15 protein-coding genes are annotated in these 18,744 nt (G+C 61.7%); 7 read left to right on the top strand and 8 right to left on the bottom strand.

Going from position 1 to position 18,744, the window contains the following annotated elements:
- The first annotated feature begins 42 nt into the window (after positions 1-42).
- Positions 43-426 carry a hypothetical protein gene (locus ACI7M0_RS12040; RefSeq protein ID WP_129933852.1) on the top strand — a complete coding sequence of 128 codons (384 nt, stop codon included), beginning with the start codon at positions 43-45 and terminating at the stop codon, positions 424-426.
- A 14-nt stretch (positions 427-440) separates the two neighbouring features.
- Entirely contained in the window at positions 441-1,406 is a 966-nt protein-coding gene (locus tag ACI7M0_RS12035) for an endonuclease (RefSeq protein WP_104961591.1), read from the top strand.
- 42 nt (positions 1,407-1,448) lie between these two features.
- Here the strand turns inward: ACI7M0_RS12035 and ACI7M0_RS12030 are convergent, their stop codons facing one another.
- The 8 genes from ACI7M0_RS12030 to ACI7M0_RS11995 form a co-directional block, all read right to left on the bottom strand.
- A complete protein-coding gene (locus ACI7M0_RS12030) occupies positions 1,449-2,411 on the bottom strand; it encodes a D-glycerate dehydrogenase (RefSeq protein ID WP_014756875.1) in 963 nt (320 codons plus the stop codon).
- A 10-nt stretch (positions 2,412-2,421) separates the two neighbouring features.
- The gene (locus tag ACI7M0_RS12025) at positions 2,422-3,714 is read right to left on the bottom strand and encodes an MFS transporter (protein WP_060539096.1); all 1,293 of its coding nucleotides are present in this window, start codon (positions 3,712-3,714) and stop codon (positions 2,422-2,424) included.
- 55 nt (positions 3,715-3,769) lie between these two features.
- Entirely contained in the window at positions 3,770-4,720 is a 951-nt protein-coding gene (locus tag ACI7M0_RS12020) for a sugar kinase (protein ID WP_010954251.1), read from the bottom strand.
- Complete coding sequence (locus tag ACI7M0_RS12015) at positions 4,713-5,492, bottom strand: sugar phosphate isomerase/epimerase (RefSeq protein ID WP_020192934.1); 780 nt, start codon at positions 5,490-5,492, stop codon at positions 4,713-4,715. The genes ACI7M0_RS12020 and ACI7M0_RS12015 overlap by 8 nt, the downstream gene beginning before the upstream one ends.
- A 64-nt stretch (positions 5,493-5,556) precedes the next feature.
- Positions 5,557-6,576, bottom strand: a complete 1,020-nt coding sequence (gene ptxS / locus ACI7M0_RS12010; RefSeq protein WP_010954253.1) for a transcriptional regulator PtxS — start codon at positions 6,574-6,576, stop codon at positions 5,557-5,559.
- A 266-nt stretch (positions 6,577-6,842) separates the two neighbouring features.
- A complete protein-coding gene (locus ACI7M0_RS12005) occupies positions 6,843-8,090 on the bottom strand; it encodes a cytochrome c (RefSeq protein WP_129933851.1) in 1,248 nt (415 codons plus the stop codon).
- Positions 8,091-8,102: 12 nt separating this feature from the next.
- On the bottom strand, positions 8,103-9,887 hold the full coding sequence (locus ACI7M0_RS12000; RefSeq protein WP_129933850.1) for a GMC family oxidoreductase: 1,785 nt from the start codon (positions 9,885-9,887) through the stop codon (positions 8,103-8,105).
- Positions 9,888-9,890: 3 nt separating this feature from the next.
- Entirely contained in the window at positions 9,891-10,631 is a 741-nt protein-coding gene (locus ACI7M0_RS11995; RefSeq protein ID WP_129933849.1) for a gluconate 2-dehydrogenase subunit 3 family protein, read from the bottom strand.
- A gap of 349 nt (positions 10,632-10,980) precedes the next feature.
- Between ACI7M0_RS11995 and icmH the strand changes: the two genes are divergently transcribed.
- Genes icmH through ACI7M0_RS11970 form a run of 5 tightly spaced genes read left to right on the top strand, consistent with a single transcriptional unit; the run spans position 10,981 to position 18,721 of the window.
- Complete coding sequence (gene icmH, locus ACI7M0_RS11990) at positions 10,981-11,829, top strand: type IVB secretion system protein IcmH/DotU (protein ID WP_020190793.1); 849 nt, start codon at positions 10,981-10,983, stop codon at positions 11,827-11,829.
- 13 nt (positions 11,830-11,842) lie between these two features.
- Entirely contained in the window at positions 11,843-14,020 is a 2,178-nt protein-coding gene (locus ACI7M0_RS11985) for a type VI secretion system Vgr family protein (RefSeq protein WP_129933847.1), read from the top strand.
- Positions 14,020-14,898 carry a DUF4123 domain-containing protein gene (locus ACI7M0_RS11980; protein WP_129933845.1) on the top strand — a complete coding sequence of 293 codons (879 nt, stop codon included), beginning with the start codon at positions 14,020-14,022 and terminating at the stop codon, positions 14,896-14,898. The genes ACI7M0_RS11985 and ACI7M0_RS11980 overlap by 1 nt, the downstream gene beginning before the upstream one ends.
- Positions 14,899-14,912: 14 nt before the next feature.
- Complete coding sequence (locus tag ACI7M0_RS11975) at positions 14,913-17,585, top strand: T6SS effector BTH_I2691 family protein (protein ID WP_405314597.1); 2,673 nt, start codon at positions 14,913-14,915, stop codon at positions 17,583-17,585.
- Positions 17,585-18,721, top strand: a complete 1,137-nt coding sequence (locus ACI7M0_RS11970; RefSeq protein WP_405314596.1) for a DUF6708 domain-containing protein — start codon at positions 17,585-17,587, stop codon at positions 18,719-18,721. Before ACI7M0_RS11975 ends, ACI7M0_RS11970 begins: the two co-directional genes overlap by 1 nt.
- Positions 18,722-18,744 lie beyond the last annotated feature (23 nt).

Raw genomic sequence — 18,744 nt, 5'->3', positions numbered from 1 at the left:
TAAGCTGGCCAGTACTCGAACCCCGCCCAGCAGGACACCCTCATGCCTCCGTTCACACCCTGTTTCCCTACATCACTGCGCGAAAATGAAATACCCGTCGCCCTGCTTGATCTGGTGCAGGAACGCCTGGCCACCCTGCTTGGCCCACGCTTCACGGTGGTACTGGGCGGTAGCGGCAACGGCGATGGTGTCAGTCATTACCACCTCGCAATCCAGCACAACCAGAGCGGGGTTTCCCTGGAGGACTACGGTGACGTCGGTGCCGGTTTCGTCGAGCACCTGCTGCGCATGGGCACCCAAGTGCGGGACATGCTCGACTCAGCCACATTCAACCGTATGGGCAGCGACGACCCTGGCCGACCATTGGTATGGCTCCGCGAGCTGGTCAGCCCCAGGGAAACCATTACAATGCCCGGCCCAACCTGAAATATGTTTTCCCCATGAAATCACTGCTTTACGCCGTAACCTTATTATTTTCCTTTACCCTCCCCGCTCTGGCCAACCCGCCGGCCACCTTCACCGAAGCCAAGGTGGTGGCCAAGCAGAAGGTCTACCTGGACCAGGCCAGCAGTGCCATGGGCGACCTGTACTGCGGTTGCAAATGGACCTGGGTGGGCAAGTCTGGCGGGCGCATCGATGCCGCCTCGTGTGGCTACAAGACGCGCAAGCAGCAGAACCGCGCCGAACGCACCGAGTGGGAACACATCGTCCCCGCCCACACCTTCGGCAACCAGCGCCAGTGCTGGAAGAACGGCGGCCGTGAGCACTGCGTGGACAACGACCCGGTATTCCGCGCCATGGAGGCCGACCTGTTCAACCTTTACCCGGCCGTGGGTGAGGTCAACGGTGACCGCAGCAACTTCAACTACGGCATGGTCACTGGCAATGCCGGCGAATACGGCCAATGCACCACCAAGGTCGATTTCGTCCAGCGCACCGCCGAACCGCGTGACGAAGTCAAAGGCCTGGTGGCCCGCACAACGTTCTACATGTTCGACCGCTACAAGCTGAACATGTCGCGCCAACAGCAACAGCTGCTGATGGCCTGGGACAAGCAACACCCGGTGTCGGCCTGGGAGAAAGAACGCGACCGGCGCATTGCCGCGATCATGGGCCATGCCAACCCGTTCGTAAGCGGCGAACGCAAGTGGACTGCCGGCTACAAGCCGGTTGGCAGCGGCGTGGTACAGGCGGTGCCGGTAAACGCGGCCAAGCCAGAGGCCAAACCAAGCCTGGCCAGCGCCGGTTCGGTCGGCGCCGTGCTTGGCAACCGCAACAGCCACGTCTATCACCTGTCAGTCGGCTGCCCGGGCTACAACCAGGTTGCAGCGAAGAACCAGGTTACCTTCGCAAACGAAGGTGAAGCGCAGGCAGCGGGGTATCGCAAGGCAGGCAACTGCCGCTGACCGTTTCAAAGGCTGCGCGGCCCCTGTGGGAACCGGGGCGCGTCAGCCGTTGACCAGGTTTACCGGCCGTTCACCGGCCAGCGCGCTGAGCAGGTTGTCTACCGCGCAACGCGCCATGGCCTGGCGGGTGTCCTCGGTCGCCGAGCCAATATGCGGGGTTGCTACCACGTTATCCAGCTGCAACAGCGGCGAGTCGGTCGGCAGCGGCTCGTGCACGAACACGTCCAGCCCCGCACCGCGGATACGCCTGGCCCGCAGCGCTTCGATCAGCGCCTGCTCATCCACCACACGCCCGCGTGAGATGTTCACCAGAATTGCCTCAGGCTTCATCAACGCAAGTTCCCGTGCGCCTATCAGGCCTTCGGTGCTGGCGCTCAATGGCACCGTCAGGCAAACGAAATCTGCCTGCTGCAACAGCTCATCCAGGCTGCACTGGCATGCGGCATAGCGTGCTTCCACCTCGGGCTTGGCACGCTGGCTGTGATAAAGCACGCGCATGCCAAAGCCGGCAGCCGCGCGCCGGGCCAGGGCCTCGCCAATGCGGCCCATGCCGACGATGCCTAGCGTCTTGCCGTGCACATCACTGCCAAAATGCGCCGGCCCCAGGTTGGCCTGCCAACGGCCGTCACGTACCCAGTTCGCCAGCTCCACCACCCGCCTGGCGGTAGCCAGGATCAAGGCAAAGCCTGTGTCGGCCGTGGTTTCGGTCAACACGTCGGGCGTGTTGGTAAGCATCACACCACGCCTGCTGAGTTCAGCAATGTCGTAGTTGTCCACGCCTACCGAAACGCTCGACACCACTTCCAGTTGCGGGGCAAGGTCGAGCAGGCTGGCATCCAGGCGCAGGCTGGCCCCCAGCAACCCGTGCGCCCCCGGTAACGCATCGCGCAGGCGGGCCAGGCCGTCGGGCTGAGTGGTATCCACCCAGGTCACCTCGACGCGATCTTGCAGGCGTGCCATCAGGTCGTCGGACAGGCGTTTATACAGGACGATTCGCTTCTTCATTGCAGGTTTCCTAATGGTTCATGGCCAGACGCGAGCTGTCGCGCTTTGCCCGGCCAGAGGTCTGGGAAGTATTGAGCGCAGCGGTAAGCGCCACTGCCGTCAGCAGCGCACCGCACATGAACAGGTAAGAGGCGCCGGGCCCGCCCGTAGCCCCATTGAGGTAGCCCACCAGCCACGAACCGCCAAACGAGCCCAGCGCCCCCATGCTGTTGATCAGCGCCATGGCGCCGCCTGCGACGTTGGCCGGCAGGATTTCGGGCACGATCGCGAAGAACGGGCCATAAGGGGCGTACATGCAGGCGCCAGCGACCACCAGCAATGCATACGACAGCCAGAAATGCTCGCTGCCCAAGGCGTAGGAACCATAGAACGCCAACGCAGCAATCAGCAGCGGCGGCCAGACGAAGCGCTTGCGCTTTTGCAGGCGGTCGGATGCCCAGGACACGCCCACCATTGCCAGCACTGCCGCCAGGTAAGGCACCGAGGCCAGCCAGCCGGCCTGCACGATATCGACGTTCGCCGCCTGCTTGAGAATCGACGGCAGCCACAGCACGAAGCCATACACGCCGATGCTCCAGCAGAAGTACTGCAGCGCCAGGATGATCACTTGCGGCGAGCGGAACGCTTCGCGGTAGTTCTTTACAGGCTTGATACCCTGCTGCTCGGCAGCCAGCGCCTGCGCCAGGGCGGCCTTTTCCTGCTCGCTCAGCCAGGTCACCTGGGCCGGGCGGTCATCCACCAGGCGCCACCAGAAGAACGCCCAGATCACGGCGGGCAGGCCTTCTATGATGAACATCCAGCGCCAGTCGTAATGCTTGATCAGGTAACCGGACACCACCGACATCCACAGAATGGTCACCGGGTTGCCCAGCATCAGGAAGGTGTTGGCGCGCGAACGCTCGGCCCGGGTGAACCAATGGCACAGGTACACCAGCATGGCCGGCATGACCGCAGCCTCCACTACCCCGAGCAGGAAGCGGATGCCGATCAGCATGTAGACGTTGCTGACCATGCCGGTAAGCGTGGCAAGGCCGCCCCACAGGATCAGGCAGACGAAGATGAGCTTCTTCACGCTGCGCTTTTCAGCGTAGATGGCGCCGGGCACCTGGAAGAAGAAGTAACCGAGAAAGAACAGCGCACCCAACAACGAAGACAGCACCGGGGTGATGTGCAGGTCTTCGGCCATGCCGGAGGCGGCGGCGAAGCCGTAGTTGGCGCGGTCCAGGTACGCCAGGCTGTAGGTAACGAACACAATCGGGATGATGTACCACCAGCGGCGAGGTGCCAGGCTTTGGCTTTGCATGGTTTGTTTCTCCTGAGCTTGTTGTTTTTGTTGCAACAGGTGATTCGGGATCGGCTCATGCGCTTCTGCGCAGGTCGTAGGCCTCCAGTTCATGGCGCAGCGGCAGCCCTTCCATGTCGCCACGCGACTGCACGGCACGGCTGCCGCACCAGTTGCCGCGCGCTACCGCCTCGGCTACCGGACGGCCCTCCAGTAACGCGCTGAGCACACCGACGGCAAAGGCATCACCTGCACCGACGGTGTCCACCACGCGGCTGACTGGCACGGGGGCTACCTGCCCTTCGCCCTTGGCGCTGCGGAAGTAGGCGCCAGCGTCGCCCAGCTTGATCACCACCAGTTCCACCCCTTGGTCCAGGTAGAACGCGGCGATATCGGCCGGGGTGTGCTGACCAGTCAGCAACCGCCCCTCTTCCAACCCCGGTAAAACCCAGTCGGCCTTGGCCGCCAGGGCATTGATTTCACGCACCATGCTGCTTTGATCGGGCCACAGCGAGGGGCGCAGGTTGGGGTCGAACGATATGCTGCGACCGGCTGCGCGCATCCCGTCCAACAGCGCGTGGGACAGCGCCCGACAGCTGTCCGACAGCGCCAGCGGAATACCGGTAGCGTGCACGTGGCGAGCCTGCAGCCAAACGGGGCTCACCATCGCAGCTGACAGCCTGCTGGCCGCCGAACCGCGGCGAAAGTACTCCACTGCCGGGTCGCTGCCATCCTCGCTGCGGGCCTTGAGCTGAAAGCCCGTCGGGTAGTTGGCATCCACCTCGACACCGGAACAGTCCAGGCCTTCGCAGCGCAAACTGTCGAGCACGAAACGGCCCAGCGAATCGTCACCAACCCGGCTCAGCCAGCGCACCTTGAAGCCCAGCCGCGCCAGGCCGATCGCCACGTTGCTGTCGGCGCCAGCGATGCGTTTGCCAAACTGCCCGACACCGGCCAGGTCACCGGCTTGCTCGGCGACGAACATGGCCATGGTTTCGCCGAAACACAGCACGTCATGTTCATGCATGGTCCAGCTCCTGCGCCGCGCCCAGTGCAGAAAGGTGACGCACATGGGCCCGGGTCAGCGCCAGCAGGTCTTCGCCCACCAGGGGGTACTCGACGGCGCGCACCACGCCCGGCGCGAACTCGGCCATCAGCGCTGCCCACTCCTGCAGGTCAGCAGCCTGGGGCGGTATGGCCACCAGACGGCCATCGGCCCGGCGCTGCACAGCCTTGCAATGCACATAGCGCACCCAACGGCCTAGCTGCCTTGCAGCTTGCCGCGCAGGCTCGGCTTGCCACTGCCAGTTACCGATATCGAACGTCATGCCCAGGCGCAGCCCAAGCGGGTCGACACGCTGGAAAAACTGCAGCATCGGTTCGATCCTGCCACCTTGTGCGGTCTGATCGTTTTCCACCAGCAACAGAGGCCCCTGCGCAGGCAGCAGCGACGCCAAGGCCGTCACATCGCAGTGCTCATCGAAGTGCCCCAAGGAAACCTTCAGCGCCACCGCGCCAAGCGCCCGGGCAATTTCCAGCTTCTGCACCAGCAGCGGGTCGGGCACGCCTTGCGCGGTCCACAGTTCAAGGGGAGTGGAGTACAGGCATTCCAGGCGCAGCGCGGCAATGACCCTGCCCAGCGCAGCTGCGTCCGGTGCGCTGGCGAACAATTCTTCGCGCAATTCGACGCGACTGACGCCAGCGGCTGCCAGCAGGTCCAGAAACTGCTCCTGGCCACGTTGGCGCACAAAGTCGGCACCGTAGCTGGAGAGACTGATGGAAACGGGGTTCGCTTGCATTGTTCTTGTCCTTATGAAACCGGTTTCATTTTTGATCAGCAGCAGGCACAAGCCTGCCGTTTTCTTACTGGGGTTGGGTTGAACCGCGGATGATCAGGTTGGCCTTGAAGTCGATGCGCCGGGCTGCGCCGCTGTCGCCGCGCAAGCGACCGAGCAGGCTTTCGAAGGCCGCCACGCCGATACGCTCGGTGGGCTGGGCCAGTGCGGTGATGCCTTTGCCGACCAAGGGGTACCAGTCGAGGTCGTCGAGGGCGATCAGCCCGACATCGGCAACCAGGTTGCGCCCGGCCTCGAGCAGCGCCCGGGTCACCGCCAAGGTGGCAACGCCGTTGAAGGTGAAGATGGCTTGCGGACCATGACCACTGTGGGCAAGAAACGAAGCCAGTTGGCCCTGCAGCCCGGCGCCGATTTCCAGTACCTGCTGACGCATGCCTGGCCGTCGGCTGATCGATGCGCCGAATGCCTGCACCCGCTCCAGGCGTGAACTGGTGCCATCGAGGGGTTCGCTGACCGCCAGGATGTCGCGGTAGCCCTGGGCTTGCAGGTGGTCAAGGGCCTGCTCGACTGCGTCAGCATTGTCCAGGCCGACAAGGTCCACATTCAGCTCGGGCAATTGGCGGTCGACCAGCACCATGGGGATGTCGCGCTGCAGGTTGAGCAGCTCGCCGGGGTGGTGACCGAGCGTGTTCACGATCAGCCCTTCAACGTTGTAGCTCTGCAGGGCCACCAGGTGGTGACGCTCCTGCTCGTCGTCGCGGTTGGTGTTGCACACCACCAGGCTGTAACCATGCTGACGGCAGGCAGTTTCCACGCCGTGCATCACGGCCACTGAATAGGGGTTTAGGATATCGGCCACCAGCATGCCGATCAGTCGCGTCTGGCCGCGCTTGAGGCCGCGAGCCATCTGGTTGGGGCGATAGCCGAGGCGTTCGATGACCTCTTCCAGCCGCTTGGCCGTGGCTTCGGCCAGCAATTGGCGGTCGCCACCGATGTAACGGGAGACGGTGGCTTTGGAAACGCCAGCAACACGCGCCACTTCGCTGATGGTGACCCGTTCGCGGGTATGGGCAGGCGCGTCGGTCATGGGTTTTCCTTATGATTGTTTTAATAGTGATGAAACCGGTTTCAATACAGCAAAAATGCGCGGGTTCGTCAACATGCCGTTGGTCGGGCACGAAGACAGGAAATGTTAAATCGCATTAAGAATATTTCATAGATCATTGATAGTTATAGATTTATATCCGTAGGACAGGGCTTACCCTAGAATCTGATTACGTTAGGGGATGGCACGGGCTTCGCCCGTGTTCGCGGGTAAACCCGCTCCTACGGGCGAGGGTGCAGAAATACACGTCAGCGGAGCGACTTCACATCACCGGCCGTAACGGCACTGCCCTGGTTACCCCAGCTGCTGCGGATGAAATTCACCACCTCGGCAACCTCCTGGTCACTCAGGCGCCAGCCGAAAGCCGGCATGGTGAAGTTCGACGGCGCAGTGTGCGTTGCCGGTACCGTGCCACCGGCGAGCACCACATGGATCAGCGACGTGGCATCCGCAGTCTGCACCACCGGGTTGCCGGCCAAGGCCGGGAACACGCGGGTGTAGCCCTGCCCGTCGGTGCGGTGGCAGGCCGCGCAGTTGTCGATGTACACCGCCGCCCCAGGCTTGCTGTCGTCACCCTTCCATAGCGCATCCGCGACCTGCTTGTCGTACACATGCGGCTGGTCATCCGGATTACTTGGCGGCAGGGTTTTCAGGTAGCGGGCGATAGCGGTCAAGTCAGCATCACTCATGTGCTGCATGCTGTGCTCGACCACATCGCTCATGCCGCCGAACACGGCGCTGCGATCACTGCGCCCAGTCTTGAGAAACTGCACCAACTGCGCTTCGCTCCAGCTGCCCAGGCCGTCTTTGTGATCGCCACGCAGGTTCTTGGCAATCCAGCCTTCCAGCGGTGCGCTGCCGGCCAGAAACTGCTCGCCATCGGCCGCGCTCAGGGCCTTCTCCTGCATGGTCAGCGCCCGCGGCGTATGACAAGCGCCACAATGCCCAAGGCCCTCGACCAGGTACGCACCGCGGTTCACCACAGGGTCAGCTGTCGCCGATGCCTGCCAGGGCTTGGCCTCTGGTGCGAACACGCCGCGCCAGATTGCCAGCGGCCAGCGCATGCTCAGCGGCCAAGGAATGTCAGAGGCCTTGTTCGCCTGCTCGACAGGCGCCACGCCCTTCATGAAATAGGCGTAGAGCGCCTGCATGTCCTGCTCGCTGACCCGCGCATACGACGGGTATGGCATGGCCGGATAGAGCGTACTGCCGTCCTTGCCGATCCCCCTGCGCACGGCCTGGTCGAAGTCTTCGAAGCTGTACCGGCCAATGCCACTGGCCGCCGGGGTGATGTTGGTGGAGTACACCGTGCCAATCGGCGTTTCCATCGGTAACCCGCCGGCAAAGGGTTTGCCGCCTTTGGCGGTATGGCAGGCCACGCAGTCACCGGCGCGGGCCAGGTACTCGCCCAGGCGTACCTGCGCAGCGTCATTCGCTACGGCCTGTGCAGCCGCACCGGCGCCCAGCACCAGGGTGGCGATCAACAGTGTCTTCATGCTCATCGCTCCTCAAGCCTGGACCAACGGACCGGGGTTTTTCAGGTACTGCTCACGGATGGCGCGGGCCGACCAGTAGGTGAGCGCGGCCACCAGCCCGGTCGGGTTGTAACCCAGCCCCTGCGGGAACGCCGAAGCCCCCGGAACGAACACGTTGTGTACGTCCCAGCTTTGCAGGTAGCGGTTCAGTGCACTGGTCTTGGGGTCGGTGCCCATGATCGCCCCGCCGTTCAGGTGGGTGGTCTGGTAACTGGTGGTGTTGAAGTGGTCCTTGACCTGCTTGCCCAGCACGGCAATGGCCTTGGGGTTCATCGCCTGGGCGATCTTGCTCAGCTTGTCGACCATGAACTGGTTCATCTTGATGTCGTTTTCCTGCCAGTCGAACGTCATGCGCAGCAGCGGCTGACCGTAGGCATCGCGGTAGGTGGGGTCCAGGTCCAGGTAATTGCCACGGTAGGACTGGTGTGCGCCGTGGGCATCCATCGACACCTGGTGGGTGTAGTAGTCGGCCGTGGCTTTCTTCCAGGCACTGCCCCAGGCCGGAGTACCCGGCGGGTTGGAGGTACCGGCAATCGGCCGGCTGCCGGCCTGGTTCACCCACATTGGCGAACCACCGACGAAGCCGTGCGGGCCATGGTCGAAGTTGTCGGCGTTGAAATCGTCAATGGCAATGCCATTGCCACCCGCGCCGATGAAGTTGTTGGTGTAGGTGTCCTTGTCGAAGAACGCCTTGACTGTCCCCATGTTCTGATAGGCGAAGTTACGCCCGACCACACCTTCGTTCTTCACCGGATCGTAAGGTTTGCCAATGCCGGAAAGCAGCATCAGACGCACGTTGTTGAACTGGAACGCCGCCAGAATCACCAGCTCTGCCGGCTGCTCCACCTCGCGCCCCTGGGCATCGATGTAGGTCACGCCGGTGGCCTTGCGCTTGCTGTCGTCCAGGTTCACCCGCAGCACATGGGCATTGGGCCGCAACTCGAAGTTGGGCACCTGGCGCAGCGCCGGCAGGATATTCACGTTGGGCGAGGCTTTGGAGTACATGTAACACACGTAGCCGCTGCAGAAACCGCAGAAGTTGCACGGCCCCATCTGCGCCCCGTAGGGGTTGGTGTATGGCCCCGAGGTGTTGGCCGACGGCAGGTTGTAGGGTTTGTAGCCCAGGCTGGTGGCAGCCTTTTCGAACAGCCTTGCCGATACAACGTTCTTCTGCGCGGGCAGCGGGAACGGGTTGGAACGGTCCGGCGCATAGGGGTTGCCGCCCTTCCCTTCACCGACCACCTGGCCTTTGACGGTCCAGGCCTGGCCTGAAGTGCCAAAGACCTTTTCGGCAAAGTCGAAATAGGGCTCCAGCTCTTCATAACTGACGCCGAAGTCCTGGATGGTCATGCCTTCGGGAATGAACCTGCGCCCGTAGCGCTCTTCATAGTGGCTGCGCAGGCGCAACTCGACGGGATCGACCCGGAAGTGCACTCCCGACCAGTGCAGGCCCGCGCCCCCCACGCCCTTGCCCGGCAGGAATGCGCCCAGCTGGCGATTGGGCAATGCCACATCATTCACGCTATGGCGGACAGTGACGGTTTCTTTCGATACATCGACGAACAGCTTCTTGCGCACGCTGTAGGTCAGCTCATCGATCACCTGCGGGTAGCTGCCTTCGGGGTAGGTATCCTGCATCGGCCCCCGCTCCAGGGCTACCACGTGCAGCCCGGCCTCGGTCAGCTCTTTGGCCATGATCGCACCGGCCCAGCCGAAGCCGACGATCACCGCATCCACTTTGTTCAACACCGTCGCCATGCCTCAGGCCCTCTCACCACGGATCGATACAGCCGGGAACGGATAAGGCTCATTGCGCTCGACCCAGTCCATGAAGTCGGCGCGGGCGCCGGGGAAGCCGATCTGGGTCCAGCCGACCATGCCTTTGTTGCCGCCATGAATCGGGTCGCAGAAGAACCCTTCACGCGTGTTTTGCACCAGCAGGCTGAAGAACACCTTGGCCGGAACGGTTTCGAAAAACAGCTCTCCTGCCTCCAACTTGCTGAGAATGCGGTCCCGGGTAGCGCTATCTTGCGCAGCAAAAACCTGTCCGCCATTGGCCTTGCACCAGCCGTCCACGGCAGCGATGCCCAGGCGGTAGATTTGTTGCGGGCTGAGCTGCAGCTGGTAGCCCAGCTCGGGCGAGGCGTCGGCGTTGAACGGCCCTTGCATGTACCACTGTGCGCCAGTTGCGTAGGGGGTATTCATCTGCCGGTCGATGAACTCGGCGGCACCCGCTTCGAGTGCCCCTGGGCCAAGCTCATCGGCCGGGATGATGCGCGACACGGCGGCCTGGACAAAAGCCCACTCCTCGGCGCTGAAGAATGTCGGCCGATAGTCGCCCGCAGGTGGCGTAGCGGGCACGTTCGGTGGCTGTTGCGGGGCCGCAAGCAGCTGGCTGGCGTCTGCGCCAAGCCCCGTGCTGGCCACGGTAACGACAGGGATCAGGGTCAAGGTCTTGCGCAGAAAATCCCTGCGCGGGTTGTCTGGGGCATGCTCAGGCATTGCGAATCCTCATCGGCTGTGGGGCGGCCTTGATAAGCGCCATCTGATTTTCAATTGAGAGGTGATCTTGATAGGCCATCAAGAGACAGCCGAATAATCTAGCGCGTTCAGAAAGGTTTTGAAACCGGTTTCATGCTTTGCCTCCCAACCTGTACAAAACATCATTTTTTTGACAAGAAACACTTAAAAACAACTTTTAGCGAAACTTCTTACAACGCATTAGGAAGTTTCAATCTGTCTCAAAAATTGATTCCTCGTTAGTCTTGAAACTTTCGCAAATGCTTGCGCCCCGCCGCATGGAAGTAGGTGCACTGCGAGTGTTTGACCTGCCAAGAGACGAGGATCAAGGATGCCCAAAGAGTCCGAGCGCACTGGCAAACCAGTGCCCGCCCACCAAAAGCCAATCCTGCTTGAAGACACAAATGAAACCCCACGGCCTCCTGGTGGCGCGGGTCCTGAATACGCAACAGACCTGACCAGCTACCCGGCCGACCCGGACTTTCAGCTACGCGGCGGCTACGACAACCTCATGCTCGACGCGGCAAGCCAGCTGTTCGGCCTGGTCATTCGCCTGCGCACACTGGATGACCTGCCCAACATCCAGTTCGTGCACAAGACCGTGCAAACGCAGATCGGTACTATCCGCGAGGAAATGCGACAGCACGGCTATTGCGCGGTCCATCAGGAAGTCTATTCCTACGCCTTGTGCCTGCACCTGGACGAGGCCGTGATGACCCGCCCCTGGGGCCAGAACTCGTGCTGGAGCCACGAACCGCTGCTGAGCATCTTCCACGACGAAACCCAGGGCGGCGAAAAGATCTTCGTGCTGCTCGAGCGCATCATGCAATCGCCAAAGGAATTCCAGGATGTGCTGGAGTTCCTGTACTTCTGCTTTTGCCTGGGCCTGCAAGGCAAATACGCCCTTGACCCCAAGGGCGATGAAATCCTTCGCGCGTTGATCAGCCGGATGCACAAGGTCATTCGCCAACTGCGTGGCCCCACGCCGGAAACAGTGAGCGACCCCTATAGCAACGTCGTCCATTGCCCCCACCGTATGCACCGCTGGCAGTGGCCCTGGTGGACCCCGCTGGTCATCTCGGTCATCGCCATGGTCTGCGCCTACAGCTACTACAGCTACCGCCTCGACCTGCTAACCGCCGAAGTCGTCGAATCGCTCAACGCCATTCTGCAACAGTAACGGGGGACGCCACATGCCCAGCCAATCCGATCTGCGCTTCACTTTCCAGCCGCTGGTTGGCCGTAGCGAGTTTGAGGTGGTGTCGTTCGAACTGGACGAAGCCATCAGCTCCCCGTTCCGGCTGCAGCTGGAGCTGATCAGCTTCGAAGACGATGTCGACTTCGGCCAACTCCTCGACAAACCGGTGCTGTTCACCCTCTGGCAGGGTGAGCGCCCGTTGCGCTACGTGCACGGCCTGGTCAGCACCTTCAGCCAGGGAGAAACAGGCTTCCATCGCACCCGTTACCGGGCACTGGTCGAGCCCGTGCTGGCCCGCGCCGGGCTGCGCTCGAACTGGCGCATCTTCCAGCAGAAAACCGTGCCGCAGATTCTCGAGATCATGCTCAAGCGCCAGGGCGTGAATGCCTACGAGCTCAAGTGTCTCGACCCGCATCAGGTGCGCGAATTTTGCGTGCAGGCCGGTGAAACAGACCTCGACTTCATGGCCCGCCTGGCCGCCGAGGAAGGCATTGTCTACCGCTTCGAACACACGCCGAAACAGCACTTGCTGGTCATCACTGACCGGCTACTGGCGCTGGGGCAGATCAGCCGGGGGGCCATCAAGACCGATGACGAGGATGAAGGGTTTCACAATGACGACGTTGGCCCCGATCAGGTGCTGTACCGATCCGTTGGAGGCGGCGATCAGGCCAGGCCTTGCCTGCGGCGCTTGCGTTACAGCGAACAGGTTCGAACAGCGCGGCAGGTGCAACGGGACTACACCTTCACTCACCCACAATACCGTCAGGAACACCAGGCTTACGACAATAGCAACACCCATCAATCGCTGAACTATGAGCGCTTCGACTACCCCGGCCGATACAAGCGTGATGCGGTCGGGGTTCCGTTCACTGCCACCCGCCTCACGGCCCTGCGCCATGATGCGCGCATTGCCGAAGTGGAAGGCGACGATGTGCGCCTGCAACCGGGGCTGAGCTTCACCCTCATCGAGCACCCGCGTGAAGACCTCAACGTGCACTGGCGCACGGTCAGCGTGCATCACGAAGGCACCCAGTTCACCAGCCTGCAGGAAGAGGCCGCCGGCTCGCAGCAAGGCACCCGCTACAAACAGGAAGCATTGCTGGTTCCCGGCAGGACCGAATGGCGCCCGGCCCCCCTGCCCAAGCCACGCATCGACGGCCCGCACATGGCGACGGTGGTCGGACCCAAGGGCGAGGAAATCTATTGCGACCAATGGGGCCGTGTGAAAGTGAGCTTTCCTTGGGACCGGGAAAGCGAAAACAACGAGTTCAGCTCCTGCTGGGTGCGCGTGTCGCAAGGTTGGGCGGGGGGCAGCTGGGGTTCGATGGCCATCCCGCGCATCGGCCAGGATGTGATCATCCAGTACGTAAATGCCGACCCGGACCAGCCGATGATCACCGGGCGCACCTATTGCGGTAACCAGTTGCCGCCCTATGACCTGCCCGAGCACAAGACGCGCATGACCATCAAGAGCCAGACCCATAAAGGCGAAGGCTTCAACGAGCTGCGCTTCGAGGATGAACTGGGTCGGCAGGAGGTGTTCATTCATGCCGAGCGGGACCAGAACAACATCGTCAAGCACGACGAAACCACACGCGTGGGTAACGATCGTACCGAACGCGTCGAACGAGACGAGACGATTTCGATCGGTCAGGACCGTCGCGAAGACATTGCCCGTGACGAGTCTGTTGGCATCGGCCAGAACCGGGTACACGAAATCGGCAACGACGACAGCCTGAGCATCGGCCGCAACCATAGGATCACCACAGGCAAGGACCGAATCGAACAGGTAGGGAACCACCGGCAGGACATCACCAAGGCAAACCACACGGTAGAAATCGGCGGCCACCGCGAACAGGTGGTTGCCGGTCACAGCACGTTGCAAACGGGCGAAGCCATCCGGCACACCACCAAGGTTTATGACATCCAGGTCAGCGAAAGCCTGACGATCCGCAGCCCCGCAGGGCTTTTGAGAGTCGACGGCGCCGGTATCACGCTGGACGGCCTGGCGCTGGCCTTCAAAGGGCCTGTCAGCCAGCAGGCTACGGGTAGCAATCGCGTCACTTCAACGTCTGGCGTACCAGCGCCGGGCGAGCCCATTTGCCTCAGCTGCCTACTCAAAGCGATAGCCGACGGCCACACCATCATTCGCATGGAAGGAGCAAGCTGATGCCCAGCCCATTTGTCAGAGCAATGGTCGATGTGCTGCGGGCATCCGATCACTATCGCCTCAGCGCCATCGTGGAAATGGCCAACTTGACACCCAAGGTGCAAGAACAACTGACCGGGCACTACACGGGCCGCTGCTGGCCACTGCTGCAGCAAGCCCAGTTCAGCAACCTGCGGACAGCAGGCCCTTGGTTGTTCGGTTCGCGCCTCGGTTCCGATGTCTCGGCCCAGTACGACTTCCAGTGGCAACTTGAACAAGGTGCTGCTGGCGCCGTGTGCGGTTGGATAGTCAGCGCGCTTCCCGCTGCCCGGCTCGCCGGACACTTGAGCCACGCCAACATCGTCACGGGCACGGACGGCCACTCGTACCTGTTGCGCTTCCACACCGCCGCGGCTCTGCTAGTGCTGGATAGGCACCGTGAGCTGCCTGGGGTAAGCGAATGGCTGGCCCCCATCCATCACTGGTGGGCACCCGTGGCGCACCCGAGCAAGCGGTTGTGGATGCAGATATCCGGGGGGGATCAGCCTCACTCCACGCACTGTCCGCCAATCACGTTGAGCGAAGCGTGTTGGGCCGAACTGGCGGGTGACCCGCTGAGCTATCAACTTGCCGAGTTGCTCAAGAACGAGCAGTCCTGCCCGACCTTGCACGCTGCCTGCCACGGCACACGGGTTGGCTTGATTCAGCACTATCTGGATCAGGCGCGCGCGCAAGGCCTGGGACGTGAAGAAGACCTTATCAGCTATGTGCTGATGCTGGCTCGCGGTGGCGAACAGCTCAGTAGCTCGCCAGCCTGGCAGGAGGCGATTGCCGCCACGCGCGAGCAGCAGGCATCCCTGATGGACAACGTGCAGCGCTGCCTGCGCACCAAGGACTGAGGCACAACACAACCATGGACTCACTCAACGAAACCCTCGAACTGTGCAGGCGCATCACCTCCGGCTACCGCCCGGCCCTGCGCAACAGCCCCGTCGCCGACTGCACCCGCCGCTTCGAACTGCTGCCCCTGCGCTACGCCGCCGTCGGCGGCAACCCGGCACAACGTGCCCGCCTGCCCAAATTGCCGGGCTATCTCAGCCCGTTCCAGGAGGTCGGCGAGCTGACCCATTCCAGCTACGCCATCCGCCCTTTGCGCGAGGGCTTTCTCTACCTGCTGATCAAGCGCCATAGCGCACCGGCCTACGAATGGCACAGCCAGTACCGCGTGGCGCCCAATGGCTCGCTGCTGTACATCAGCAGCGACGCCCCCTGGGAGCCTGCCCCCAGCGCCGGCAATCTGGATGAGATCCTTCGCGGTTTCGGCTGGACCATCACCCTCTACGACCTGGATGACATCCAGGAGCTGCGTCCATTGTTCAGCCCTTCCCCGCTGACCCCGCGCATGCTCGACAACTACCGCCTGCTCGACGACGAATACCGCAGCAGCCTGCCCACGATCGATATCGCCCGCTTCATCCAGCCTTCCGACGCCCCGCCACAGCCCCACGTCCTCAAGCATGACCAACTGAGCTGGGTGGCCGACTTCAAGGCCCAGGACGATGCAGACCTGCAGGCGCTACTGGACCTGCAGCCGTTCAACAACGACCAGATCGTCTCGCCGCACGCATCACGCCAAGCGCTGGCACCGCTGGTGAACCACAGCAAACCCCGTGGCGCCGCCATCGTCATCGAAGACGCCATCGGCATCACCCAGGAGCTCAACGCCTGGCGCAACGCCGCTGTCGAGGATGTGAAGACCCAGTGGCTGGCGCGTACCGTGGAACCCGGGGTCGACAACGAACGCAAGCTGCTGGTCGCGCAGTCGTTCCTGGAAATCGAAAAACTCTACCCGCAGATGGTGGCCGAGCAGATCGTCAAGCGCGAAGTCATGGCCGAAAAAGTCCGCAACCAGCTCCACCTGCATCCCGAGATCTACTTGTTCTCCGAACGGGCCAGGCAACAGGCCGATGCACATGATGAACGCATGAAGCCCCACCTGGCACAGTTCGAGCGCGACGTCCGCAGCAAAGTCCAGGCCCGCCAGGATGCCGGCGAGTTCCGCAAGCGGTTCGACCAGAAATACGGCCACCTGGTCGACCGCCAGGCCATGCACGATCAGCTCGACGGTTTCGAGCAGGCCATGCAACACGCCCAGCAAGCCGCCGAAGACCGCGCCAAGGATCATGCCCGCTGGGTGGTCAGCGAACGCTTGTTGCAGGCACTGGACCGCTACGACAACGCCGACCTCATCAACGGCCTGGCCTTTGCCGAACAGACCGGCCAGTGCGTGATCGGCATGGAGTTGAGTGAAGGGGGCACGAAGGTGCTGGACCACTGGTGGCGCAGTGACGTGGCGGACCGGGGCAACCTGGCAATACGCGGCATCACCTACAATCAGGAGGACCTGCGGGAAGAACTGGCGGCGCTGCTGGAAGCCGCCAAGGCCGAACCGTCGTCAGCGTCATCCTTCGTCCTGCCGGAAGCGCTTGCCAGGCAAGCCCATCTCGCTGCCAATGCCTTTGGGCGCATCAACACCCTGTACGAACAGATGCAGGCACAGAGCAGCACGGCCAGCATCGGCCTGTATGCCTGGTACGTCGCGCTGGGGCGGCAAGTGCTGCGCACCGCGACCCCCAACAGCATGGACCGCGCACTGCACCAGGGTTTGCGGCTGACCTTGTTCGCTTCGGTGCATGAAACGGCTGTCGATATTCGCCTGAGTGAAGCTGCACGTAGCGGGCAGCCCATCAACCCACAACGCAGCGCAGGCCAGGTATCAAGGTACCTCGACCAGGCCTGGGCTGAAGGGTTGATGCAGGCCCGGAACAGTGACTTCTACAAAGTGCGTGTTTCCGGGCTGGTGTGCCTGCTGGAGGGGATGCTGATGGCCTTCAAAGCGCGCGAACTGCCTGACAGTGATGCGCGCATCAAGACCGAACTCATGGCGGCCGCGATGACTACGGCTGCGGCGGGCTTCGAAGTTGGAGCCAGTTATGTGGACCAGGTGGTCGCGCGGTACGGCGCAAACAGTGTGACCGGACGAGGAGCAGCGGCCGCTTTAGGGCGTTTGAAACTATGGGGCGCCAGTTTAGCTGTGACAGGTGGTTTCGTACTCGCCTGGTGGGACTTCGCCGATGCGGCTCAGCAGTTAATATACCGCCAGCAAAACCTTACCAAGCAAAGCACCAAAAAACCTGGAACGCTGGCACTTGCATACGCATCGCGGGCACTGGCAACTATTACAATCTCGCTGGCGGAAGCAGGAACAGCCATTGCAATCGCAAAACCTCTTTTTGACCATCTATCTCAGAATGCCAAAACAAAACTTGTGAGAATGATGACAACATCCATGGGCGCGCTCGCCAATAAACTGGGAACACAAGCTGCTCGCCTACTTCTTGCACGTTTAGTCTTAGGTGCATTCTGGATCGGAATCATCCTGACACTCATAATCTATATTCTGGAAGATGACGCTTTAGAGAAGTGGTGCAAACGTAGCTGCTTCCGAACTCATAAAAATATCAAACCCTATGAAGAGCAGGAAGAACTGAGCGCCCTACATTCTGCCATCGGCGAGGTTTTATAATGTATCTTATCGAATGGGGATTCTGGCAGATGGCAACCCAGTCAGAATCTGCACGCAGAACGTACGAAGCAGGGATGACACCAGCAGAGAAGCGCGCAAATAAAGATTTTTATGAAGGTGACCTGAATGAAGAGATTCACTTTTGCCAGGTAAGTGAAGCACCCCTCATACGCGGCCCTGTTTATGCATTCAATGAAACCTACATGGAAATGCGCAGTGGCGGTTCAGAAGAGAAGCGCGGCCTCATTACGCTAGTCACGATCGGCGGGGTGCTGCCTGGGATAATTTTCGGAACCGGCATAGCTGTCGGTTCCATCTGGCTTGATATCACCCAACCTTATTCAATCTCCTTTATAGCAGTCTTACTTACAGCTCTCTTGGCTTCAGCTTCAGGAGCAGCATTGTATTTTTACCTGAAGTACGGCGTAAAAATCTCGCGACTGGAAATGCTGACCAGTCGGCATCTGCTCATTCGCTTCAATCGAATAACTCAACAGGTCCACCTCCATCGACCCAGCTACTGTGGAGGCATCGTCACCTTCCCCTGGAAAACAACCGGCAGCACGGGCATTCGCCCAGAAGATGATTCGCTAAGCGTTGGAGTACGACTCGGTCTAATCTGGCACCCCAGCCGCACCGGCCTGCCCCACATGGAAATGGCCTTTATCGGCAAACAAGGCCAAGGCGGCAGCGAACTGCGTGATGAGTGGGAATTCATCCGCCGTTACATGGATGAAGGCCCACACGCCGTCCCCCGCCCCCGCCTGAGCACCCAGCTACCCTCACCCATCCAGGCATTCAGCGCCCAGTTCGAAGGCCTTGGGCGTTTCTTCCGCAAAAGCAGCTGGCTGTTCAAAGTTGCGCTGCTGTTTGTCTGGCCTGCTTTCGTCATCATCGGCACCGCCCACTGGCTCAGCCTGCTGCTGTGCTGGCGACCGCGCTGGCCGAAGGTCATCCGCGAGGCCGGCATGCCCGGCAAGCCAGTCCCACCCGTGACAACCCTGAGCGACTACCCACCCGCAATCCAGGCACGCCTGCTCGCCAACGCCGACCGCTGGCAGCTCAAGCCCGGCAAGCGGCCGGAGAAAAAGCCACGCAAACCGCGCACGCCCAGAAGGCCCAAGGAGATCAATTGATGCCATACATCATCCTTGCAGAT

The organism is Pseudomonas sp. 10(2024), from assembly GCF_045164175.1.
GTDB lineage: Bacteria > Pseudomonadota > Gammaproteobacteria > Pseudomonadales > Pseudomonadaceae > Aquipseudomonas > Aquipseudomonas alloputida.
Note: the sequence above shows the minus strand (reverse complement) of the source record. Positions and strands in the feature narration are given on the sequence as shown.